The sequence below is a fragment of the Pantoea sp. FN0302 genome (genome assembly GCF_050113775.1).
In the GTDB taxonomy this organism is placed as follows: Bacteria; Pseudomonadota; Gammaproteobacteria; order Enterobacterales; family Enterobacteriaceae; genus Mixta; species Mixta alhagi.
The window spans coordinates 45,883-62,295 of the sequence record NZ_JBNJSM010000001.1 but is presented as its reverse complement, the minus strand read 5'-3'; the positions used below and the strand labels follow the sequence as shown (position 1 = coordinate 62,295).

Sequence of the window (16,413 nt, the reverse complement as noted above, 5' to 3'; positions counted from 1 at the left end):
GCAAGCAGTTGGAAAATACGGTGTTGCAATGAATTTTTATGCATGCTTAATCCCCCAGACGATAACCCACACCTCGTATTCCTTCCGGAACATGAGATATGCCTACCGTTTCAAGTTTTTTTCTTAGCTTGCTGATATGACTATCAACCGTTCTGTCGCTGACATCGGAGTCAGAGAAACAAGCCTCAATCAATTCGTAACGAGTAAAGACCCGACTAGGATTACGCATCAAATGCAGGAGAATTCTAAACTCCGTATAAGTGATAAGTTTTGAAATTTCTTTATGTCCTTCATTTGTCCAGAGTTGATGTGTCGCCTGATTAATAGTCAGATGTTGAGAGCGATAAACTTTTAATTCGTCACTGTGGCTGTGGTAAGTCATTCGCTTAAGAATCACATGTACGCGCGCGACAAGCTCTACCGGGCTGAACGGTTTAACCAGATAATCGTCGGCTCCCGTCTTCAGAGCCAAAACCTTATCAATATCGGCATCCAGCGCAGTCAGCATCATTATCGGTGCGTTGCTAAAGCTTCTGATTTCTTTCAGCACATGCCAACCATCTTTTTTGGGCATTTTTATATCAAGTATCACAAAATCAGGGAGAGTTTGCTGCGCTATTTTCACAGCGACTTCGCCATCAATTGCATGGATGACGTCAAAACCCTCACGCCGGAGATAAGCTTCTACTATCGTTGCAATGCCAGTATCGTCTTCCGCAAGTAATACTCGTTTTTTATTCCTGCTCATAACGAACTCCAGGACCAGTCATTTAATTTTGAAAAAGCACATAATAACCTCAGCAAAAAGCACCTATCTTTCTGATTTATATTACTCTGAGACAACGCCTTGCTGATAATGCGTCACCTATAAAAAAGAAAATTCTGGTGGCATTTTATATTCTTTTCCATTAATGAACAATAGATTAATTAAAAAACAAGCATCGCTTTATTAAAGCAGCGCTTACTAATTTATTTCTACATGTAAAATAGATGGATATTACGTTGCACCACATTATTCCCTTATGCCGTGCATTTAATATAATCCAGGTTTTAATAAAGCTATCGATGTCTAATTTTGATAACCCGTTAAGCCATTATTATTATCGTTTGCATCATCTATCATGAGACAATTAAAATCAAAGAACTTACATTATTATTGGCCAGCACTCAACACAGGGTAAGACACTTAATAGAATGAGTGTACAGTATTGCCTGCTACATTAAATTTACCGCAACCCGCAGCAAACTGAATCTTATGCCGCACCCTGGATGCGGCTGTTAAGCAAAAATTTTACAGACATATTTGGGAGCAGTGCAAACACTTTCATTCTTAACGAGGCGTAAGACTCTTATACAAGCAGCATACCGCAGTGTGCTTTTAACTCTCTGACAATAGCGCCAGCCTCACTGTCCCTTACTTCGCCACACATTCCTCGTTTCACTTCAAGCACGCCTACACCACAAGCTATTAACAGCGGATCAAGAGAAATTATCGTTCCTGGCTGACTTTCAGAAAAAGATTCCTTAATACAGCTTTCCCATATAATCAGCTTTTTTTTCCCCGCCATCGTATACGCACCGGGCCAGGGATATGTGATCCCACGGATCAGATTATGGATTTCAATGGCAGATTTTTTCCAGTTTATAAGGCCATCATCCGGTTGCCTTGCTCCGGGACAACTGGCGAGCCTTTCATCCTGAATCCGCTCAATAAGTGTTCCCTGCTGCAAGCCCCGTAACCATTCAGGTAATCGTGCGCGGGTCATCTGAACAAGTTTTTTATGCAAGCTCAAAGCATTATCATGTTTTTCAATCGTAACTTTGGCTTGAGCTAAAATTGGACCTGCGTCTTTCTGACGGGTGACCCTGTGAAGGGTTACTCCGGTATGTTTCTCACCATTAATGATGACCCAGTTCAAGTGCGAGCGGCCTCGGTAAGCAGGTAAAAGCGAGGCATGGATATTATGAGCACCAAACGTTGCAGCCTGTGTTATTTCTTCAGTCAGTTCTTGCCGGTAAGATAAAGTAAACAGGTAATCCGGTTTAAGTTGCTTTATTAATTCAACGCACTGTGATTCATTAACGTTGTCGGGAAAAAAAACAGGGATACTGAGTTTTTCAGCTTGCCCGGCAACTGAATCAAAAAAAATCTCTTCAGAATCACTGTTTCTATGCGTAAAAACAGCAACAACATTGTATTCGGCTTCAAGCAGCGATTGCAAACCGGCACAGCCCATATCGTGATAGCCAAAAAGGATAGCCACAGGTTTTTTAAAATATCGTTCAAGCCTCATATGACCTACGTTATACATGTATGTGTTGAAGTATATACATACCAATAGTTATATAAATGAATGCCAAACAACAACTGTTTATTTACACGATTACACTAAAACGCAACAAAAAACACCGTCTGATACACATTATTTATAGAGAATATTTGTGTATTTTTTTTTGCACGATTAGTTTTTATAAACCCCGTTAACGTCCGTGCAAAACTGCTGGAACCCGCGTTGGTTACATTTAGCTCAGGTTTGCGTATAACTCATTGCCATTTTATAAGCTTATTTTGATGATAACTGAGAACTTTAATAAACTCACAAAAACCTACGAAAATAAAAAATCGTTATTAACCTCTGGTAATGTTGACCTTATTTATTTTATTGGCCTGTTTATTTGCTGGATGTTACCCGGCCTTATTGGACATGAGCCATGGAAACCTGACGAAGCCTACTCTTTTGGCCTGATATTACATATATATCAAACTGGAGACTGGGTTGTACCCACTCTCGCAGGGGAGCCATTCATGGAAAAGCCCCCCATTTACTATGTGATATCAGCGTTAATGGTTCATTTGTTATCTCCTCTGTTATCTCTTCCCGATGCTGCCCGTCTGGCATCCGGAATTTTTATGATAATCACATGTTCAGCAATTACCGGGGCAGCCAGGCTAACATTTGAGAAAGGGTACGGTAGATGGGCGGCAGTTGTATTTTTGTCATGTCTGGGTCTATGCGTTCGCTCTCATCAAATGATAACCGACACTGCACTGCTGGCCGGCTGTAGCCTGGGGCTGTTCGGATTAATTGCTTCAGAAAAACGTTGCTTAATTGGGGGAGTATATCTTGCTATTGGCGCTGCGTTTGCTTTTCTGGCCAAAGGCTTGTTAGGACCAGGGATCCTTGGGTTAACGGTTTTTTTTGCTGTGCTTTTATTTAAGCAATGCAGGAAAAAGGATTTCTTTATCGCGATTATTGTGGCTTCTCTGATCTTCATAAGCGCAGTTACCCCTTGGTTATATGCATTGTGGCAACGTTCCCCAGAACTTTTCCTTACCTGGTTATGGGATAACAATCTTGGCCGTTTCTTTGGCGCTAACGACCTTGGCCCTAAAAAGGGGCATTTCTTTTATCTGTATACCCTCCCCTGGTACGCTTTCCCTGCACTTCCTTTAGTATTTTACTATTTGTATAAAAAAAAGAATGAGATGTACTCATTCGGGTTAAAAGCATCATTGCTTTATTTTATCATCACCTTTTTCGTACTTTCAGCATCCAGTGACGCCCGAGAGCTTTATGCCCTTCCAATGTTGCCTCCGCTTGCCATTATCGCTTCCGGCATAGCTAAAAATCTTCGCATGAAAAAAGTATCCACGTCAGTGATTATTCTGACAGTTTTTTTTGCGCTTGTTTTATGGGCCATCGGCTTGCTCTTTGCTTTTGGGTCGGCTTGCCCCTGGTTTATAGAAGTAGTCACCCATTATCTTCCGGGTTTTAACGCAGAGTTTAATCCAAACCTCATTTTTTCTGCTCTTGCTGCCACGTTGTTTATTTGTCTTGCACTTATGCAAGGACTAAAAAAGAACATGCCTGATGCTTATTATTTTTTCTGCATAATTACACTGGTCTGGTCTTGCATTATGACTCTCGGTCTTCCGGCTATCGATTACTCAAAACGGTACTCTGACGTTTTCCTCAGCCTTAAGCCTTATCTTAAAGGTAATGAATGCCTGGTTAGTAAAGGGCTGGGAGAGCCGCAGCGAGCCATGGTTGAATACTATACGGGAATAAAAACCAAGCGAGTTGAGATGCATGGTATGGAACATAATTGCAGCCTGTTATTGCTACAGACCTCTATCTCCTCTCCGAGCGAAAATAATGAAGATATTCTTTGGAAAGGTCATCGGCCAGCAGACGACGACGAATTTTATATACTTTATAAACTCACGGCAAAAACGAAGGATTACCTCAATTGATTTCCATTGGGTATTTATAAAACCCCGTAAAGGGGACGGCAAAATGTAACTACCAGCGCGGTGTAAATGTTACAAAATGAAAATTAAATGGCACCTTGCGTGCCCTTTCTATCTTTCTTATAAATTGTTTATTTAGCGTTTATTTTTTGTAGCCCACTATATCGGCCGTCAGTTGTGACGTTAGGTAAATATATTATTTTTTAGCATTAAATTTAACTTAACGCACTCAACCTTCTGTATTAATGGTAAGGATAATATGGCTTTTTTACCTTTTTCACGTCCCTCGTTTGGAGAAAGTGAGATTGCTGCCGTGCGTGATGTTTTTGATTCTGGCTGGATAACAACCGGACCCAAAAATGCAGCACTCGAGCAGGCTTTTTGTGAGTTGACAGGCAATCAACATGCTATTGCTGTTAGCTCAGCTACGGCAGGTATGCATGTTGCGTTACTCGCACTAGGCATTAAACCTGGCGATGAAGTCATTACGCCCTCTCTCACTTGGGTGTCCACGATTAATATCATCACGTTGCTCGGAGCCACTCCGGTAATGATTGATGTTGATCGGCACACTTTAATGGTGACGCCAGAGCAGATTGAAGCAGCAATAACACCACGCACTCGCGCCATTATTCCGGTGCATTATGCGGGCGCACCCGCTGATCTGGACGGAGTCCGTGCAGTCGGCACACGTCACGGCATTCCAGTGATTGAAGATGCAGCTCATGCAGCAGGTTGTTATTACAAAGGACAACATATTGGCAATCAGGGAACGGCAATCTTCTCTTTTCACGCCATCAAAAACATGAGCTGTGCCGAAGGTGGCCTGATTGTTACAGATGATGCTGAACTGGCAGATCGTATGCGCAGCCTAAAGTTTCATGGGTTGGGTGTAGACGCCTATGATCGCCATACTCACGGCCGCAAGCCGCAAGCTGAAGTCGTCATGCCGGGATTCAAATACAATTTGCCGGATATTAGTGCGGCGATCGCGCTGGTCCAACTACAGAAACTGCCTGCTTTCAACGCACGTCGTGCTGAAATTGCCCAACGCTATCTGACTGAATTGGCCGATACGCCATTCTTACCGCTGGAGCAGCCTGCATGGCCGCATCAGCACGCATGGCATCTTTTCATTATTCGGGTTGACGAAGCACAGTGTGGCCTGAGCCGTGATGCATTGATGGAAGCACTAAAAGCACAGGATATCGGCACAGGCCTGCATTTCCGTGCAGCCCATACACACAAATACTACCGCGAACGCTATCCGCATCTTTCCCTTCCTAATACGGAATGGAATAGCGATCGCATCTGCTCAATCCCCCTTTTCCCGGATATGCACGATGAAGATGTTGAACGCGTTATCCGTGCATTGCGTCTTTTAGCTGGAGCCTGAAATGCTGGAAGAAAAAGCTATTCGTAAAATTTCTGTGGTGATCCCTGTATATAACGAACAGGAAAGCCTACCTGAGCTGGTGCGCCGTACGAATGAAGCCTGCGCTGTACTGAAGCTGGATTATGAAATCCTACTGGTTGATGACGGCAGTAGCGATCGCTCAGGCGAAATGATCGCCGATGCCGCTGATATGCCCGGTAGTCATATTCTGGGTGTTCTGTTGAATCGCAACTACGGTCAGCATTCAGCGATCATGGCTGGCTTTAGTCATGCCTCTGGTGATTTGATTATTACCCTGGATGCCGATCTGCAAAATCCCCCGGAAGAGATTCCCAATTTGGTTAAGGCCGCGCAACAGGGCTACGATGTGGTCGGCACTGTTCGTCAGAATCGCCAGGACAAATGGTTCCGCCGCCGCGCCTCACGCACCATCAATCAATTAATTCAGCGCGTCACCGGCAAAGCGATGGGCGACTACGGCTGTATGTTACGCGCCTATCGTCGTCATATCGTTGATGCAATGCTTAATTGCCATGAACGCAGCACCTTTATCCCTATCCTCGCGAATACCTTTGCACGCCGTACCATTGAGCTTCCAGTTGCGCATGCAGAGCGAGAGCATGGTGATTCAAAGTACAGCTTTATGAAGCTGATTAACCTGATGTATGACCTGGTTACTTGCCTGACCACCACACCGTTGCGCCTGTTAAGCATTGTAGGCAGCCTGATTGCCCTGTCCGGTTTTGCTTTCTCGCTGGTGCTGATTGTGTTGCGTTTGTTATTTGGGGCTGACTGGGCCGGCGACGGGGTTTTTATGCTGTTTGCAGTGCTGTTTATTTTTATCGGCGCTCAGTTTATCGGTATGGGCTTACTCGGCGAATACATTGGCCGAATCTATAACGATGTACGCGCCCGTCCACGCTACTTCATTCAACGTGTTGTCCACCCGCACCAAAAAGCTTCTTCTGTACAGGAAATTGAACAATGAAAACGATCGTCTTTGCCTATCATGACATGGGCTGTGTAGGTATTAACGCACTGTTAGCCGCTGGCTTTGAAATCACAGCTATTTACACTCACGCCGATACAGTGGCCGAGAATCATTTTTTTGGTTCAGTGGCGCGTTTAGCTGCCGAGCAAGGCATACCTGTATATGCACCGGAAGATGCAAACCACCCGCTGTGGGTAGATCGCATTAAGCAGATGAATCCAGATTATATTTTCTCATTCTATTATCGCAATCTGCTGAGCGACGAAATTCTTAATAGCGCGCGATTTGGTGCTTTTAATCTGCACGGCTCACTGCTACCGAAATATCGTGGACGCGCACCACTCAACTGGGCGTTGGTGAATGGAGAAACCGAGACCGGCGTGACGCTGCATCGCATGATAAAACGTGCCGACGCAGGCGAGATTGTCTCGCAGATGCGTGTTGCAATTGATCAGCAGGACAATGCATTAACGTTACACCGCAAAATGCTGCGGTGCGCAGAAACGCTGCTTAATGACAGTTTACCTGCAATGAAACGCGGTGAGATTTCCACCACACCACAGGATGAAAGCCAGGCTTCAGTAGTAGGACGTCGTACGCCTGAAGATGGCCGCATCGAATGGGAGCAATCAGCGCAGTCAATTAATAATCTGGTGCGTGCTGTCACCGACCCATGGCCGGGTGCATTCGCTTTCGTAGGTTCAGTAAAATTTGTTGTTTGGCAGGCGCGCGTGCACAGCAATCCGCAACAGGCCAAACCGGGCACCGTTCTGTCCGTTGATCCTTTTATCATCGCATGCGGTGAAGGAGCCCTCGAAATCGTCACGGGCCAGATCGAAAACGGCGTATATATGAATGGCAGTCAGCTGGCACAAAGCCTGGGCATGGTACCGGGTGTGCTGCTTTACTCAAAGCCGGTATCAGCTGTGCAACGTCGTACCCGCGTGTTGATTCTTGGTGTGAATGGTTTCATTGGTAATCATCTTACCGAACGTCTGCTTCAGGATGACAATTTTGAAGTCTATGGTCTTGATATCGGTTCTGATGCTATTAGCCGTTTCCTTGATCAACCACGCTTCCACTTCGTTGAGGGCGATATCAGCATTCACTCTGAATGGCTCGAATATCACATCAAGAAATGCGATGTGATATTACCGCTGGTAGCAATTGCAACGCCGATTGAATATACCCGTAATCCATTGCGCGTGTTTGAGCTGGATTTTGAAGAAAACCTCAAAATCATACGTAACTGTGTGAAATATAAAAAACGTATTATTTTTCCATCAACTTCTGAAGTGTACGGCATGTGCACCGACAAACATTTTGATGAAGACCACTCTAATCTCGTGGTCGGCCCGATTAATAAACAGCGCTGGATCTATTCCGTGTCTAAACAGCTTCTGGACCGCGTGATCTGGGCTTACGGTGAAAAAGAAGGCTTACGTTTCACGCTGTTCCGTCCGTTCAACTGGATGGGACCGCGTCTTGATTCCCTGGATGCCGCACGTATCGGTAGCTCGCGCGCCATTACCCAGCTCATTCTCAACCTGGTGGAAGGTACGCCGATCAAGTTGATTGATGGAGGCGCGCAGAAACGTTGCTTTACTGATATCCAGGACGGTATTGAAGCGCTGTTCCGCATTATTGAGAACAAACATAATAACTGCGACGGTCAAATCGTTAATATTGGTAACCCTGAAAACGAAGCCAGTATTAAAGAACTGGCTGAACGCCTGCTTGCGAGCTTTGAGCGCCATCCGTTGCGAGATCGCTTTCCGCCTTTTGCTGGCTTCAGTGAAGTAGAGAGCAGTAGTTATTATGGCAAAGGCTATCAGGACGTAGAACATCGCAAGCCGTCCATTAAAAATGCCTTCCGCCTGCTAAATTGGGTGCCGACAGTGAAGATGGATACCACCATCGATAATACGCTGGATTTTTTCCTGCGCACCGTTGAGCAGCAGGATAAATCATGAAGAAAATTGGGTTGCGCGTAGATGTGGATACGTGGCGTGGAACCAGACATGGAGTAGCGGCGTTACTGGAGCAGTTTAGTCAGCATCAGATACAAGCCAGTTTCTTTTTTAGTGTCGGGCCCGACAACATGGGGCGTCATTTATGGCGTCTCATGAAGCCGCGCTTCTTATGGAAAATGCTGCGCTCACGCGCGGCATCACTCTATGGCTGGGATATTTTACTGGCAGGCACCGCCTGGCCCGGACGAAGAATCGGTAAGGGCCTTAGCGATATCATCAGAGCTACGGCAATAGAGCATGAAGTCGGGCTACACGCCTGGGATCATTTCGCCTGGCAGACCTGGGCGGGCGTCTGGTCAGAAAAAAAAATGTTGGAACAGATTGCACTGGGTAAAGAGGCTCTGGAACATCTTCTTGGGGAAGAGATTACTTGCTCAGCAGTGGCAGGATGGCGAGCAGATGAGCGTGTACTGGCAGCAAAAGAACAATTTAACTTCCGGTATAACAGTGATTGTCGCGGCACTGGACCGTTTTTACCACGGCTACCAGATGGCCGCCAGGGTACGGTACAGATTCCTGTCACGTTGCCGACCTGGGATGAAGTTGTAGGGCAGACTGTGAGCGCGGCCGGATTCAACGACTTTATCCTTGAAAAAATGCAGGCCGCAAACGGCTTACCGGTATACACCATCCATGCCGAAGTTGAAGGAATTATCGGCCTGCCTGCGTTCGCCGATTTATTAACGCGGGCAGAAAAGCTAGGCATTTGCTTCTGTCCATTAAGCGAGTTACTGCCAAACGATTTAAGCACCCTTCCTGAAGGAAACATCGTGCGCGGAAACATTCCGGGACGAGAGGGCTGGTTAGGCTGCCAGAGCTAATTTTAATAAGGAATTTTGGATGCGTATAGGTACCAGAACTACGCTTTTTTTTGCGCTTTTTGCGCTTTTTGCGCTTTATTATCTCATTCCCATTGAACTTCGTGCCTTGTGGCAGCCTGACGAAATTCGTTATGCGGAAATTAGTCGTGAAATGATTAGCAGTGGAAACTGGGCGGTTCCGCATTTTTTCGAGCTGCGTTATTTTGAAAAACCCATTCTGGGCTACTGGGTTAATAACATCGGTCAGTTGCTATTTGGTCATACTAACTTTGGCGTGCGTGCAGGATCGATCTTCTGCACTTTGTTAAGCGCTGCCCTGATCTACTGGCTTGGCAGAGAGATATTTGCCAGTCGGAGAATCGCGCTAACCGGCAGCGTGATTTTTCTGACTTCGTTGCTGGTATATGGCATCGGCACTTATGCGGTCCTTGATCCTATCCTGCTGCTGTGGCTGGTGCTGGCCATGTGCAGCTATTGGTTTGCAGCGCAGGCCATCAGTGTGCAGCAACGTTTATGTGGTTACCTGCTGCTTGGAGCAGCATGTGGCCTGGGTTTTATGACCAAAGGTTTCCTGGCGCTTGTAGTGCCGGTGCTGGCAATTATGCCCTGGGCAATCTGGCAGCGCCGATTTGGCGAACTACTGCGCTGGGGGCCCTTCACAATCGCGGTGGCAATCCTCTTGAGCGCGCCCTGGGCAATGGCGATTAACCGTCAGGAAGGGGATTTCTGGCACTATTTTTTCTGGGTAGAGCATATCCAGCGTTTTGCTGATCAGGATGCGCAGCACAAAGCGCCTTTTTGGTATTATTTCCCTGTATTGCTGGCCGGTTGCTTGCCATGGCTGGCACTGTTGCCAGGCGCACTGAAGTGCGCCTGGGACAAACGTGATCAGCAGGCGGGCGCAGTCTATCTGCTGAGCTGGGTACTGCTGCCATTGCTCTTTTTCAGCATCGCTAAAGGTAAATTACCAACCTATATTTTACCGTGTTTCGCACCGCTGGCCTTGCTGATGTCGCATTATGCACACAGCGGTAGTACAGAGGTAATAAAAGCTTTCAAAGCGAATGGCTGGATTAATATTCTTTTTGGTGTGGTTGCTAGTGTTGTATTGCTGATAGTTATTGCCCCCTGGGGACTGGTGCATCGAAAAATATACGCCAGTGGCGAAACGTTACGCGTAATATGCGGCGTTTTGGCATTTGGCTTCTGGGCCGTATCAGGCTGGCTTAGCCTCAGGCCGGGTAAATATCGTTGGCAATTGGCGGCACTTTGTCCACTCATGTTGGCGCTTTTAATCGGTTTTGCCATTCCCCAAAAAATCCGCGATTCGAAGCAACCACAGAGCTTTATCAGCGCAATACACGATCAACTCGCGCAAAGCCGTTATCTGTTAGCCGATAATCCTGGGATAGGCAGTGCTATAGCATGGGAATTACAACGTAGCGACATCACTTTTTATGATAATAAAGGGGAGATAAGGTATGGCCTTAGCTACCCCGATGCACAACAGCGCTATATCCCCAAAGAGGCACTTACTGACTGGTTGCGTACTCATCGTCGTCACGGGCCGGTTGCTCTGGTAATGATGCTTAATGCAAGTGAAGATGGTCTGAATGTGGATCTACCGACACCAGATAATATCTATCAGCAGGGGCGTCTGGTCTATTATGGATATAACTCGTTACCATGAATTTTATACTTATTTTTCTGGTTAGCTTCCTGAGCTGCGCTGCTCAGTTATGCCAAAAACAGGCAGCGCACATCGGTATAAAGCGCGATAAGAAAAGGTTCATGCTGTGGCTGGTATCAAGCATTCTCCTGCTCGGCATTGCAATGTTACTATGGCTGGCGGTACTGCGCGTGGTGCCAGTCAGCATCGCTTATCCGATGCTAAGCCTGAACTTTGTGCTGGTGGCTATTGCCGCGCGGTTAATCTGGCGCGAAACCTATACGTTACTGCAATGGATGGGCACATTTGCTATCGTCGTGGGCGTAGCGATGATGGGAAGTCATTTATGAAAGGGATTGTTCTTGCGCTTTTCAGTGTGCTGCTGGTTTCACTGGCACAACTGCTATTTCGCGCAGCGATGCAGGATATTCCATCTCTGATTGAGCTGCTAAATTTAGATACGCTGTCGCATCTTAAGCCGTTGCTATTGCTGTTCATCGGGCTGAGCGCTTATGCAATGTCAATGCTTTCCTGGATGATGGCGATGCGCTATCTACCACTTAATCGGCTCTATCCGTTACTCAGCCTGAGTTACATTCTGGTCTGGCTGGCAGCAATATTATTGCCATCATTTAACGAGCCCTTTCGGTGGAGCAGCTTTACTGGCGTATTGCTGATAGCTATTGGATTATTATGTGTATCACTACCCACAAAAAAATCAAGATAGCTATTGTGTCAGACATATTAAAGAAAGCGATTCACTTCGTGAAATCGTATTAACGATTAACAAAAATAAGGAAAAGGGCATCATTCAGATGCCCAGGAAAATTACACTCAGTTTTTCTTTGCATTACGCATAGAATAAATTTCAGGTTTGAACTCTTCAATATCATATTTAAGTGTAAGCAAACGCATGTGATTCAGTAATGGTACTGCATCATCCAGGTCATAAAGTGGTTTATTAGCAAGTATTTCAAACTCTACATTGGCATAATCAAAGAAAAATCCAGTCAGGGAAAACCCATTATTTAAATAAAACTTTTGCCGGGCAAGTCTTTGATCATAATTAGTAGCCTGAGGATCCTCACGTTCAATATCCAAAATTATTTTTTTATCAGGGTATTGCGACGCAATGAATTGAAGTAATTTGCCACCGTAGCCTTTTGAACGTTGTGACTTCCGTATTGCAATAAAGGCCAGATAAGCGTTCACCTCATTAAAGATTACCATATAAAATCCAATAAAATCACTCCCATCATAAACTGCAGACAAGCTAATGCCCTCTTCCTGAGCCATTAAAATCAACTTATCAAAAGGAACACGCTCATCGACAGGAAATGCCTCTTCATTAATCTCTCTAACAATACTTAAATCAGGGAAGTTATCATCGATTTTAACCGCGTAAATACTCATTTTTCACCTTTTAATATTTAGTTAATAAAAAATTACTCATAACACATTATTTTGTACGAATGCTAATTATAATAGTATGTGGAAGAAACAGATAAAATAACTTATAAGATTTTTTACATTGTGCAGAATGCATGATCATATTTGTAATTTTCGTTAATTACAAACAGAGCACTACTGACATATCTTTACTTGCGCTCAGGTTTTAACAAACTGGCATTTTGTGGTTTACACTGCCATGTAACCTGTATGGCAGTGTACCAAAGCAAAATTTAATTAATGCCATTTTAGCCACATTACATCATTAGCTGTATAAAACACTCTAAACTAATTTTAGTTGGGCAAGTTCTGTTTTGATGTAAGAGTAAAAAACTGGTGCTGCCACAACCCCCGCTATGCCCCATACAGTTTCCAGGACAACCATAGCAAGGATGATTTCCCACACGTTAACTTTTGAAGACTTTCCCAGGAAATTAGCATTAAAAAGGTATTCCAGCTTATGAATAATGATAAGAAAAAGAATACTTAACAGAGCCGCTTTCAATGATATTGATAAAGCAATAAAGGTAATAATGGTATTGGATATCAGGTTGCCAACTACCGGGAGCAAGCCCAAAAAGAAGGTGGCCAGAATAATGGTTTTTTTATAGGGGAGAGCAATGTCTACAACAGGTAAAACAAGGAAAAGAAATATGGTTGTAAAAAAAGTATTTAACAGGGAAATCTTGATCTGAGCATGGAAAAAATTCTTAAACGCCAGGTAAAAATTACTTACTCGATTTGATAGCTGTTGAGTTAAAGGTGCCTGGAAATACGGGGGTGAATCATGCTGCAAAAAAATCATTAAAGCGATAATTAAACCTATCACCACTGTTGCAGCAAGATGCAATGCATTTTTTCCTACCAGTGCAAAAGTAGAAATATGATACTTTATTAATTTAATTGCAGCATATTTAAACTCATCAAATGACTCAGGGATATCCATATCAGAGAAAAGATGAAATGTACTCCCGGCGCTTTTCAAAATTTCTGAAAAAGAGTTGATAAGTTCACTGCTGGATGGAAATCCCGATGAAAAAAAGTTTACCCCTTTAGTCAAAAGGTAAAAAAAACCAATACCTAACAGACAAAGTACAATTAAAACCGCCAGAAGCTTAGCCAGTGATTCAGGCAAAAATTTCTTTAGCTTTTTAGAACTATAGCTAAGCAGGCTGTAGATAAAAAAACTAAAAAAAACGCCAGCGAGCAGATGAAAATGCATTATAAACATCAGAGTTGCTGCTGACATAGCAAAACTTGCCAGTGTACAGGCTTGATTTTGAGGAAGAGACAATATCATTTTCATGTTTTAGGGGTTTTAAAAATTAACCTTATATATTCATATAAATCAGGAACAATACTCAGTAGTTCAATATGTTTGCAATATCTATCAAGGTCAAGCCAGTAAAAAATATTTAACGTAATTTCATATGTCTAATGTGCAGGTTGAGTGCACGGGCGTGCTCTCATACATAAATTAAACAAGCTGTTTTCGCAGGATTCCCCTTATAATCAATGATCTAACCACGGCTAACGTAAAAAACACTCATGATTATCTATCTTAAAAAACAGGCACCAATATTGTACTTGCAATAGAGTTTTATGCTGAATTTTATTATGATTAAGCTACCACAAAGTGCCGGTTATTATTGAGTATCCTGAAACACTCACCCAGTGCGTCTCTATTTTATCCAGAATGTTATGGTACCGTGTCGATTTTATTAATGACCGTCTGTAACGCTTCATAAAAAACTCGCTTTTTCCTGAAACATTAGCCGTCGGTTTAATAGCCTTGATAAATCAGCTAATCGCAGAGCTGCCTGCTCGTCGCCCCTCGAGCACAATGACTATATATTTGGCCTGCCGGCAGACGGAGGCAGCTCTGCTTTATCTCCTGACAAGGTTGTTATTTCCTCACTGGACGAAGAACTGGACGAAGATGAGATACGATAAAGATCAACAGGATAACGCCGACACTCATAATGACCCAGGCGGTAGCCAAAGAATCAGTATGATCCTGCACCACTCCCGCGATCAAAGGCATCAGAGCGGCCAGCAGATAGCCGCCGCCCTGCACGAAGGCCAGTAGACGTCCCGCTTCCGACGGAGTAGCGGCGTGGTCCAGCGTAACTGTTAACGAAAGTGGAAACAGTGCGCCAATACCTGCGCCAAGAAGTAACGTTGAAAGAATCGGCGTAGTGCCAGGCGCAACGATCAAACTGACCAGCCCGGCTAACAGTAACAGCAGAACCATAATCAGCAGCCCGCGCCGATCCGGGAAACGGTGGACAACCGCCGTTACCATAAAACCTGCCACAACTTCCGTCAGCGTTAATCCTGCCAGGATATAACCGCTGCTGCGGGCGCTCCAGCCAGCCTGAATATAAAGAGGCGGCAGCCAGGCCAGCACCAGCGTATAGGCACCGGTTCCGATGCCAAAAAAGAACATTAACAGCCATGCGCGTCCTGTCAGACGAACGTGATAGCCTTGCATCATCGGTAGCGCGGCGGAACGTCTGGTCTGCAGCGTCCAAACGCCCAGCGCCAGCAGCACCGGCAAGCCGGCAGCGGCAAAAGTGTTTGCCGTACCGATCGCGCTGGACATTGGCGCTGCGGTGGCTGCGGCGACGGCGGCACCGGCCATAATGCCGGTTGAAAATAACGACATTAACGTAGCGGAATACCTGGCATAATTCTGCTTAATCAGCGCAGGCAGTAATGACTGGACGATGCCGATGCCGCTGCCAGCCAGTAAGGCGGTGGCGATTAGCCATGATGAGGAGAGACTGAACTTTCTCAACAGGCAGGCCAATGCCAGCAGTGCCAGCCCGGCGGCGACGCCGCGCACGCTACCGGTTCGTCGTAACAGCTCGGGGCCGCCAAGCGCAGCCAGCCCCATCATGATAACGGGCAAAGTGGTGAGTAAACTAAACTGGATGCCCGATAGCCCGGATGCGCTATTTAGCTGGGAAAAAAGCGGCCCAACGGCGGAGAGGACAGGTCGCAGATTCAGCCCGACAAGAAAAGCGGTCAGAGCAAATATAACGGGAAGTGATAATGATTTTTTCATAGCGGGCCTCTCTACAGGGCTTAAGGGAAGGTGCCAACCCGGCAGAAAGCGCACCGGATATTTATCTTAACGTTAAGATAGATACCCAGATAATAAAAGCCGCGCCGCATTCATCGACAAATACTCTTTACTATCAGCAGGTGAGAAATGCAGGACCATATTGATTTTGTAATCAGGCAGTGGGAAGAAACAATGCCGGAGCTGGATACCTCTTCGATGAAGATTTTTGGCCGTATGCTCCGTCTGTTAAAGCATCTCAGCAAGGCTCGGGCCAACGCGCTGGAATCGTTCGGCTTCCGTGAAGGCGAATTTGACGTGCTGGCCACGCTCAGGCGAGCCGGGGAACCTTACCGCCTTACACCAACGCAGCTGTATAAATCATTGCTGGTGACCTCTGGTGCCATGACTAACCGGCTGAGCAGGCTGGAACAGGAGGGATTAATCGAGCGCATCGCCGATCCAGCCGATGGCAGAAGCATGCTGGTGGGCCTTACCCGGCATGGCGCAGACCAGATTGAGCAGGCGCTTTATGTACATACCGCCACGCAGCAGACGCTGCTTGCAACGCTAAACCCTGAGCAGCAAAAAGCACTGGAAACGCTGCTGCGGAAACTGCTGGTGGCATGTCCGGATGAGCAAAGCGATGTCGGACGGTAAAGAAGACACCAGCAGCAAGCGATGATCAGCGTAAACAGTGCCTGTTTTTATGACCGTTGAGGAAACAGCGATCTG

Annotated in this window: 14 protein-coding genes; 9 read left to right on the top strand and 5 right to left on the bottom strand. The window is 45.5% G+C overall.

The features are described from left to right. Nucleotides 1–46: 46 nt before the first annotated feature. Both ACQE32_RS00315 and ACQE32_RS00310 read right to left on the bottom strand, forming a co-directional pair. Nucleotides 47–748, bottom strand: a complete 702-nt coding sequence (locus tag ACQE32_RS00315) for a response regulator (protein WP_426971567.1) — start codon at nt 746–748, stop codon at nt 47–49. Between the two features lie 601 nt (nt 749–1,349). Continuing rightward, nucleotides 1,350–2,294 (bottom strand): formyltransferase family protein, encoded by a 945-nt coding sequence (locus ACQE32_RS00310; RefSeq protein WP_426980632.1) that lies wholly within the window; start codon nt 2,292–2,294, stop codon nt 1,350–1,352. 278 nt (nt 2,295–2,572) lie between these two features. On the opposite strand from ACQE32_RS00310, the gene ACQE32_RS00305 reads away from it, so the two are divergent. The 8 genes from ACQE32_RS00305 to arnF all read left to right on the top strand — a co-directional run bounded on the left by ACQE32_RS00305 (nt 2,573) and on the right by arnF (nt 11,889). Beyond that, nucleotides 2,573–4,255, top strand: coding sequence for an ArnT family glycosyltransferase (locus ACQE32_RS00305; RefSeq protein ID WP_427021172.1), 1,683 nt, complete (start codon nt 2,573–2,575; stop codon nt 4,253–4,255). A gap of 256 nt (nt 4,256–4,511) precedes the next feature. Then, entirely contained in the window at nt 4,512–5,648 is a 1,137-nt protein-coding gene (gene arnB / locus ACQE32_RS00300; RefSeq protein WP_426971564.1) for a UDP-4-amino-4-deoxy-L-arabinose aminotransferase, read from the top strand. Nucleotide 5,649: 1 nt separating this feature from the next. Further along, nucleotides 5,650–6,636 (top strand): undecaprenyl-phosphate 4-deoxy-4-formamido-L-arabinose transferase, encoded by a 987-nt coding sequence (gene arnC, locus ACQE32_RS00295; protein ID WP_426971563.1) that lies wholly within the window; start codon nt 5,650–5,652, stop codon nt 6,634–6,636. Next, the gene (arnA, locus tag ACQE32_RS00290; RefSeq protein ID WP_427021171.1) at nt 6,633–8,612 is read left to right on the top strand and encodes a bifunctional UDP-4-amino-4-deoxy-L-arabinose formyltransferase/UDP-glucuronic acid oxidase ArnA; all 1,980 of its coding nucleotides are present in this window, start codon (nt 6,633–6,635) and stop codon (nt 8,610–8,612) included. The genes arnC and arnA overlap by 4 nt, the downstream gene beginning before the upstream one ends. After that, on the top strand, nt 8,609–9,493 hold the full coding sequence (gene arnD / locus ACQE32_RS00285) for a 4-deoxy-4-formamido-L-arabinose-phosphoundecaprenol deformylase (RefSeq protein WP_426971559.1): 885 nt from the start codon (nt 8,609–8,611) through the stop codon (nt 9,491–9,493). Before arnA ends, arnD begins: the two co-directional genes overlap by 4 nt. Before the next feature lie 19 nt (nt 9,494–9,512). Then, nucleotides 9,513–11,183, top strand: a complete 1,671-nt coding sequence (gene arnT, locus ACQE32_RS00280; RefSeq protein ID WP_426980631.1) for a lipid IV(A) 4-amino-4-deoxy-L-arabinosyltransferase — start codon at nt 9,513–9,515, stop codon at nt 11,181–11,183. Further along, the gene (arnE, locus tag ACQE32_RS00275; RefSeq protein ID WP_426980630.1) at nt 11,180–11,512 is read left to right on the top strand and encodes a 4-amino-4-deoxy-L-arabinose-phosphoundecaprenol flippase subunit ArnE; all 333 of its coding nucleotides are present in this window, start codon (nt 11,180–11,182) and stop codon (nt 11,510–11,512) included. Before arnT ends, arnE begins: the two co-directional genes overlap by 4 nt. Continuing rightward, nucleotides 11,509–11,889 (top strand): 4-amino-4-deoxy-L-arabinose-phosphoundecaprenol flippase subunit ArnF, encoded by a 381-nt coding sequence (arnF, locus tag ACQE32_RS00270; protein ID WP_426971554.1) that lies wholly within the window; start codon nt 11,509–11,511, stop codon nt 11,887–11,889. Before arnE ends, arnF begins: the two co-directional genes overlap by 4 nt. A gap of 107 nt (nt 11,890–11,996) precedes the next feature. On the opposite strand, the gene ACQE32_RS00265 is transcribed toward arnF, so the two are convergent. The 3 genes from ACQE32_RS00265 to ACQE32_RS00255 all read right to left on the bottom strand — a co-directional run bounded on the left by ACQE32_RS00265 (nt 11,997) and on the right by ACQE32_RS00255 (nt 15,681). After that, the gene (locus tag ACQE32_RS00265) at nt 11,997–12,575 is read right to left on the bottom strand and encodes a GNAT family N-acetyltransferase (protein ID WP_427021170.1); all 579 of its coding nucleotides are present in this window, start codon (nt 12,573–12,575) and stop codon (nt 11,997–11,999) included. A gap of 319 nt (nt 12,576–12,894) precedes the next feature. Next, the gene (locus tag ACQE32_RS00260) at nt 12,895–13,905 is read right to left on the bottom strand and encodes an AI-2E family transporter (protein WP_427021169.1); all 1,011 of its coding nucleotides are present in this window, start codon (nt 13,903–13,905) and stop codon (nt 12,895–12,897) included. Nucleotides 13,906–14,517: 612 nt separating this feature from the next. Beyond that, complete coding sequence (locus tag ACQE32_RS00255) at nt 14,518–15,681, bottom strand: MFS transporter (RefSeq protein ID WP_426971551.1); 1,164 nt, start codon at nt 15,679–15,681, stop codon at nt 14,518–14,520. Nucleotides 15,682–15,828: 147 nt separating this feature from the next. Here ACQE32_RS00255 and ACQE32_RS00250 point away from each other — a divergent pair, with 147 nt between their 5' ends. Continuing rightward, a complete protein-coding gene (locus ACQE32_RS00250) occupies nt 15,829–16,338 on the top strand; it encodes a MarR family winged helix-turn-helix transcriptional regulator (protein ID WP_426971550.1) in 510 nt (169 codons plus the stop codon). Nucleotides 16,339–16,413 lie beyond the last annotated feature (75 nt).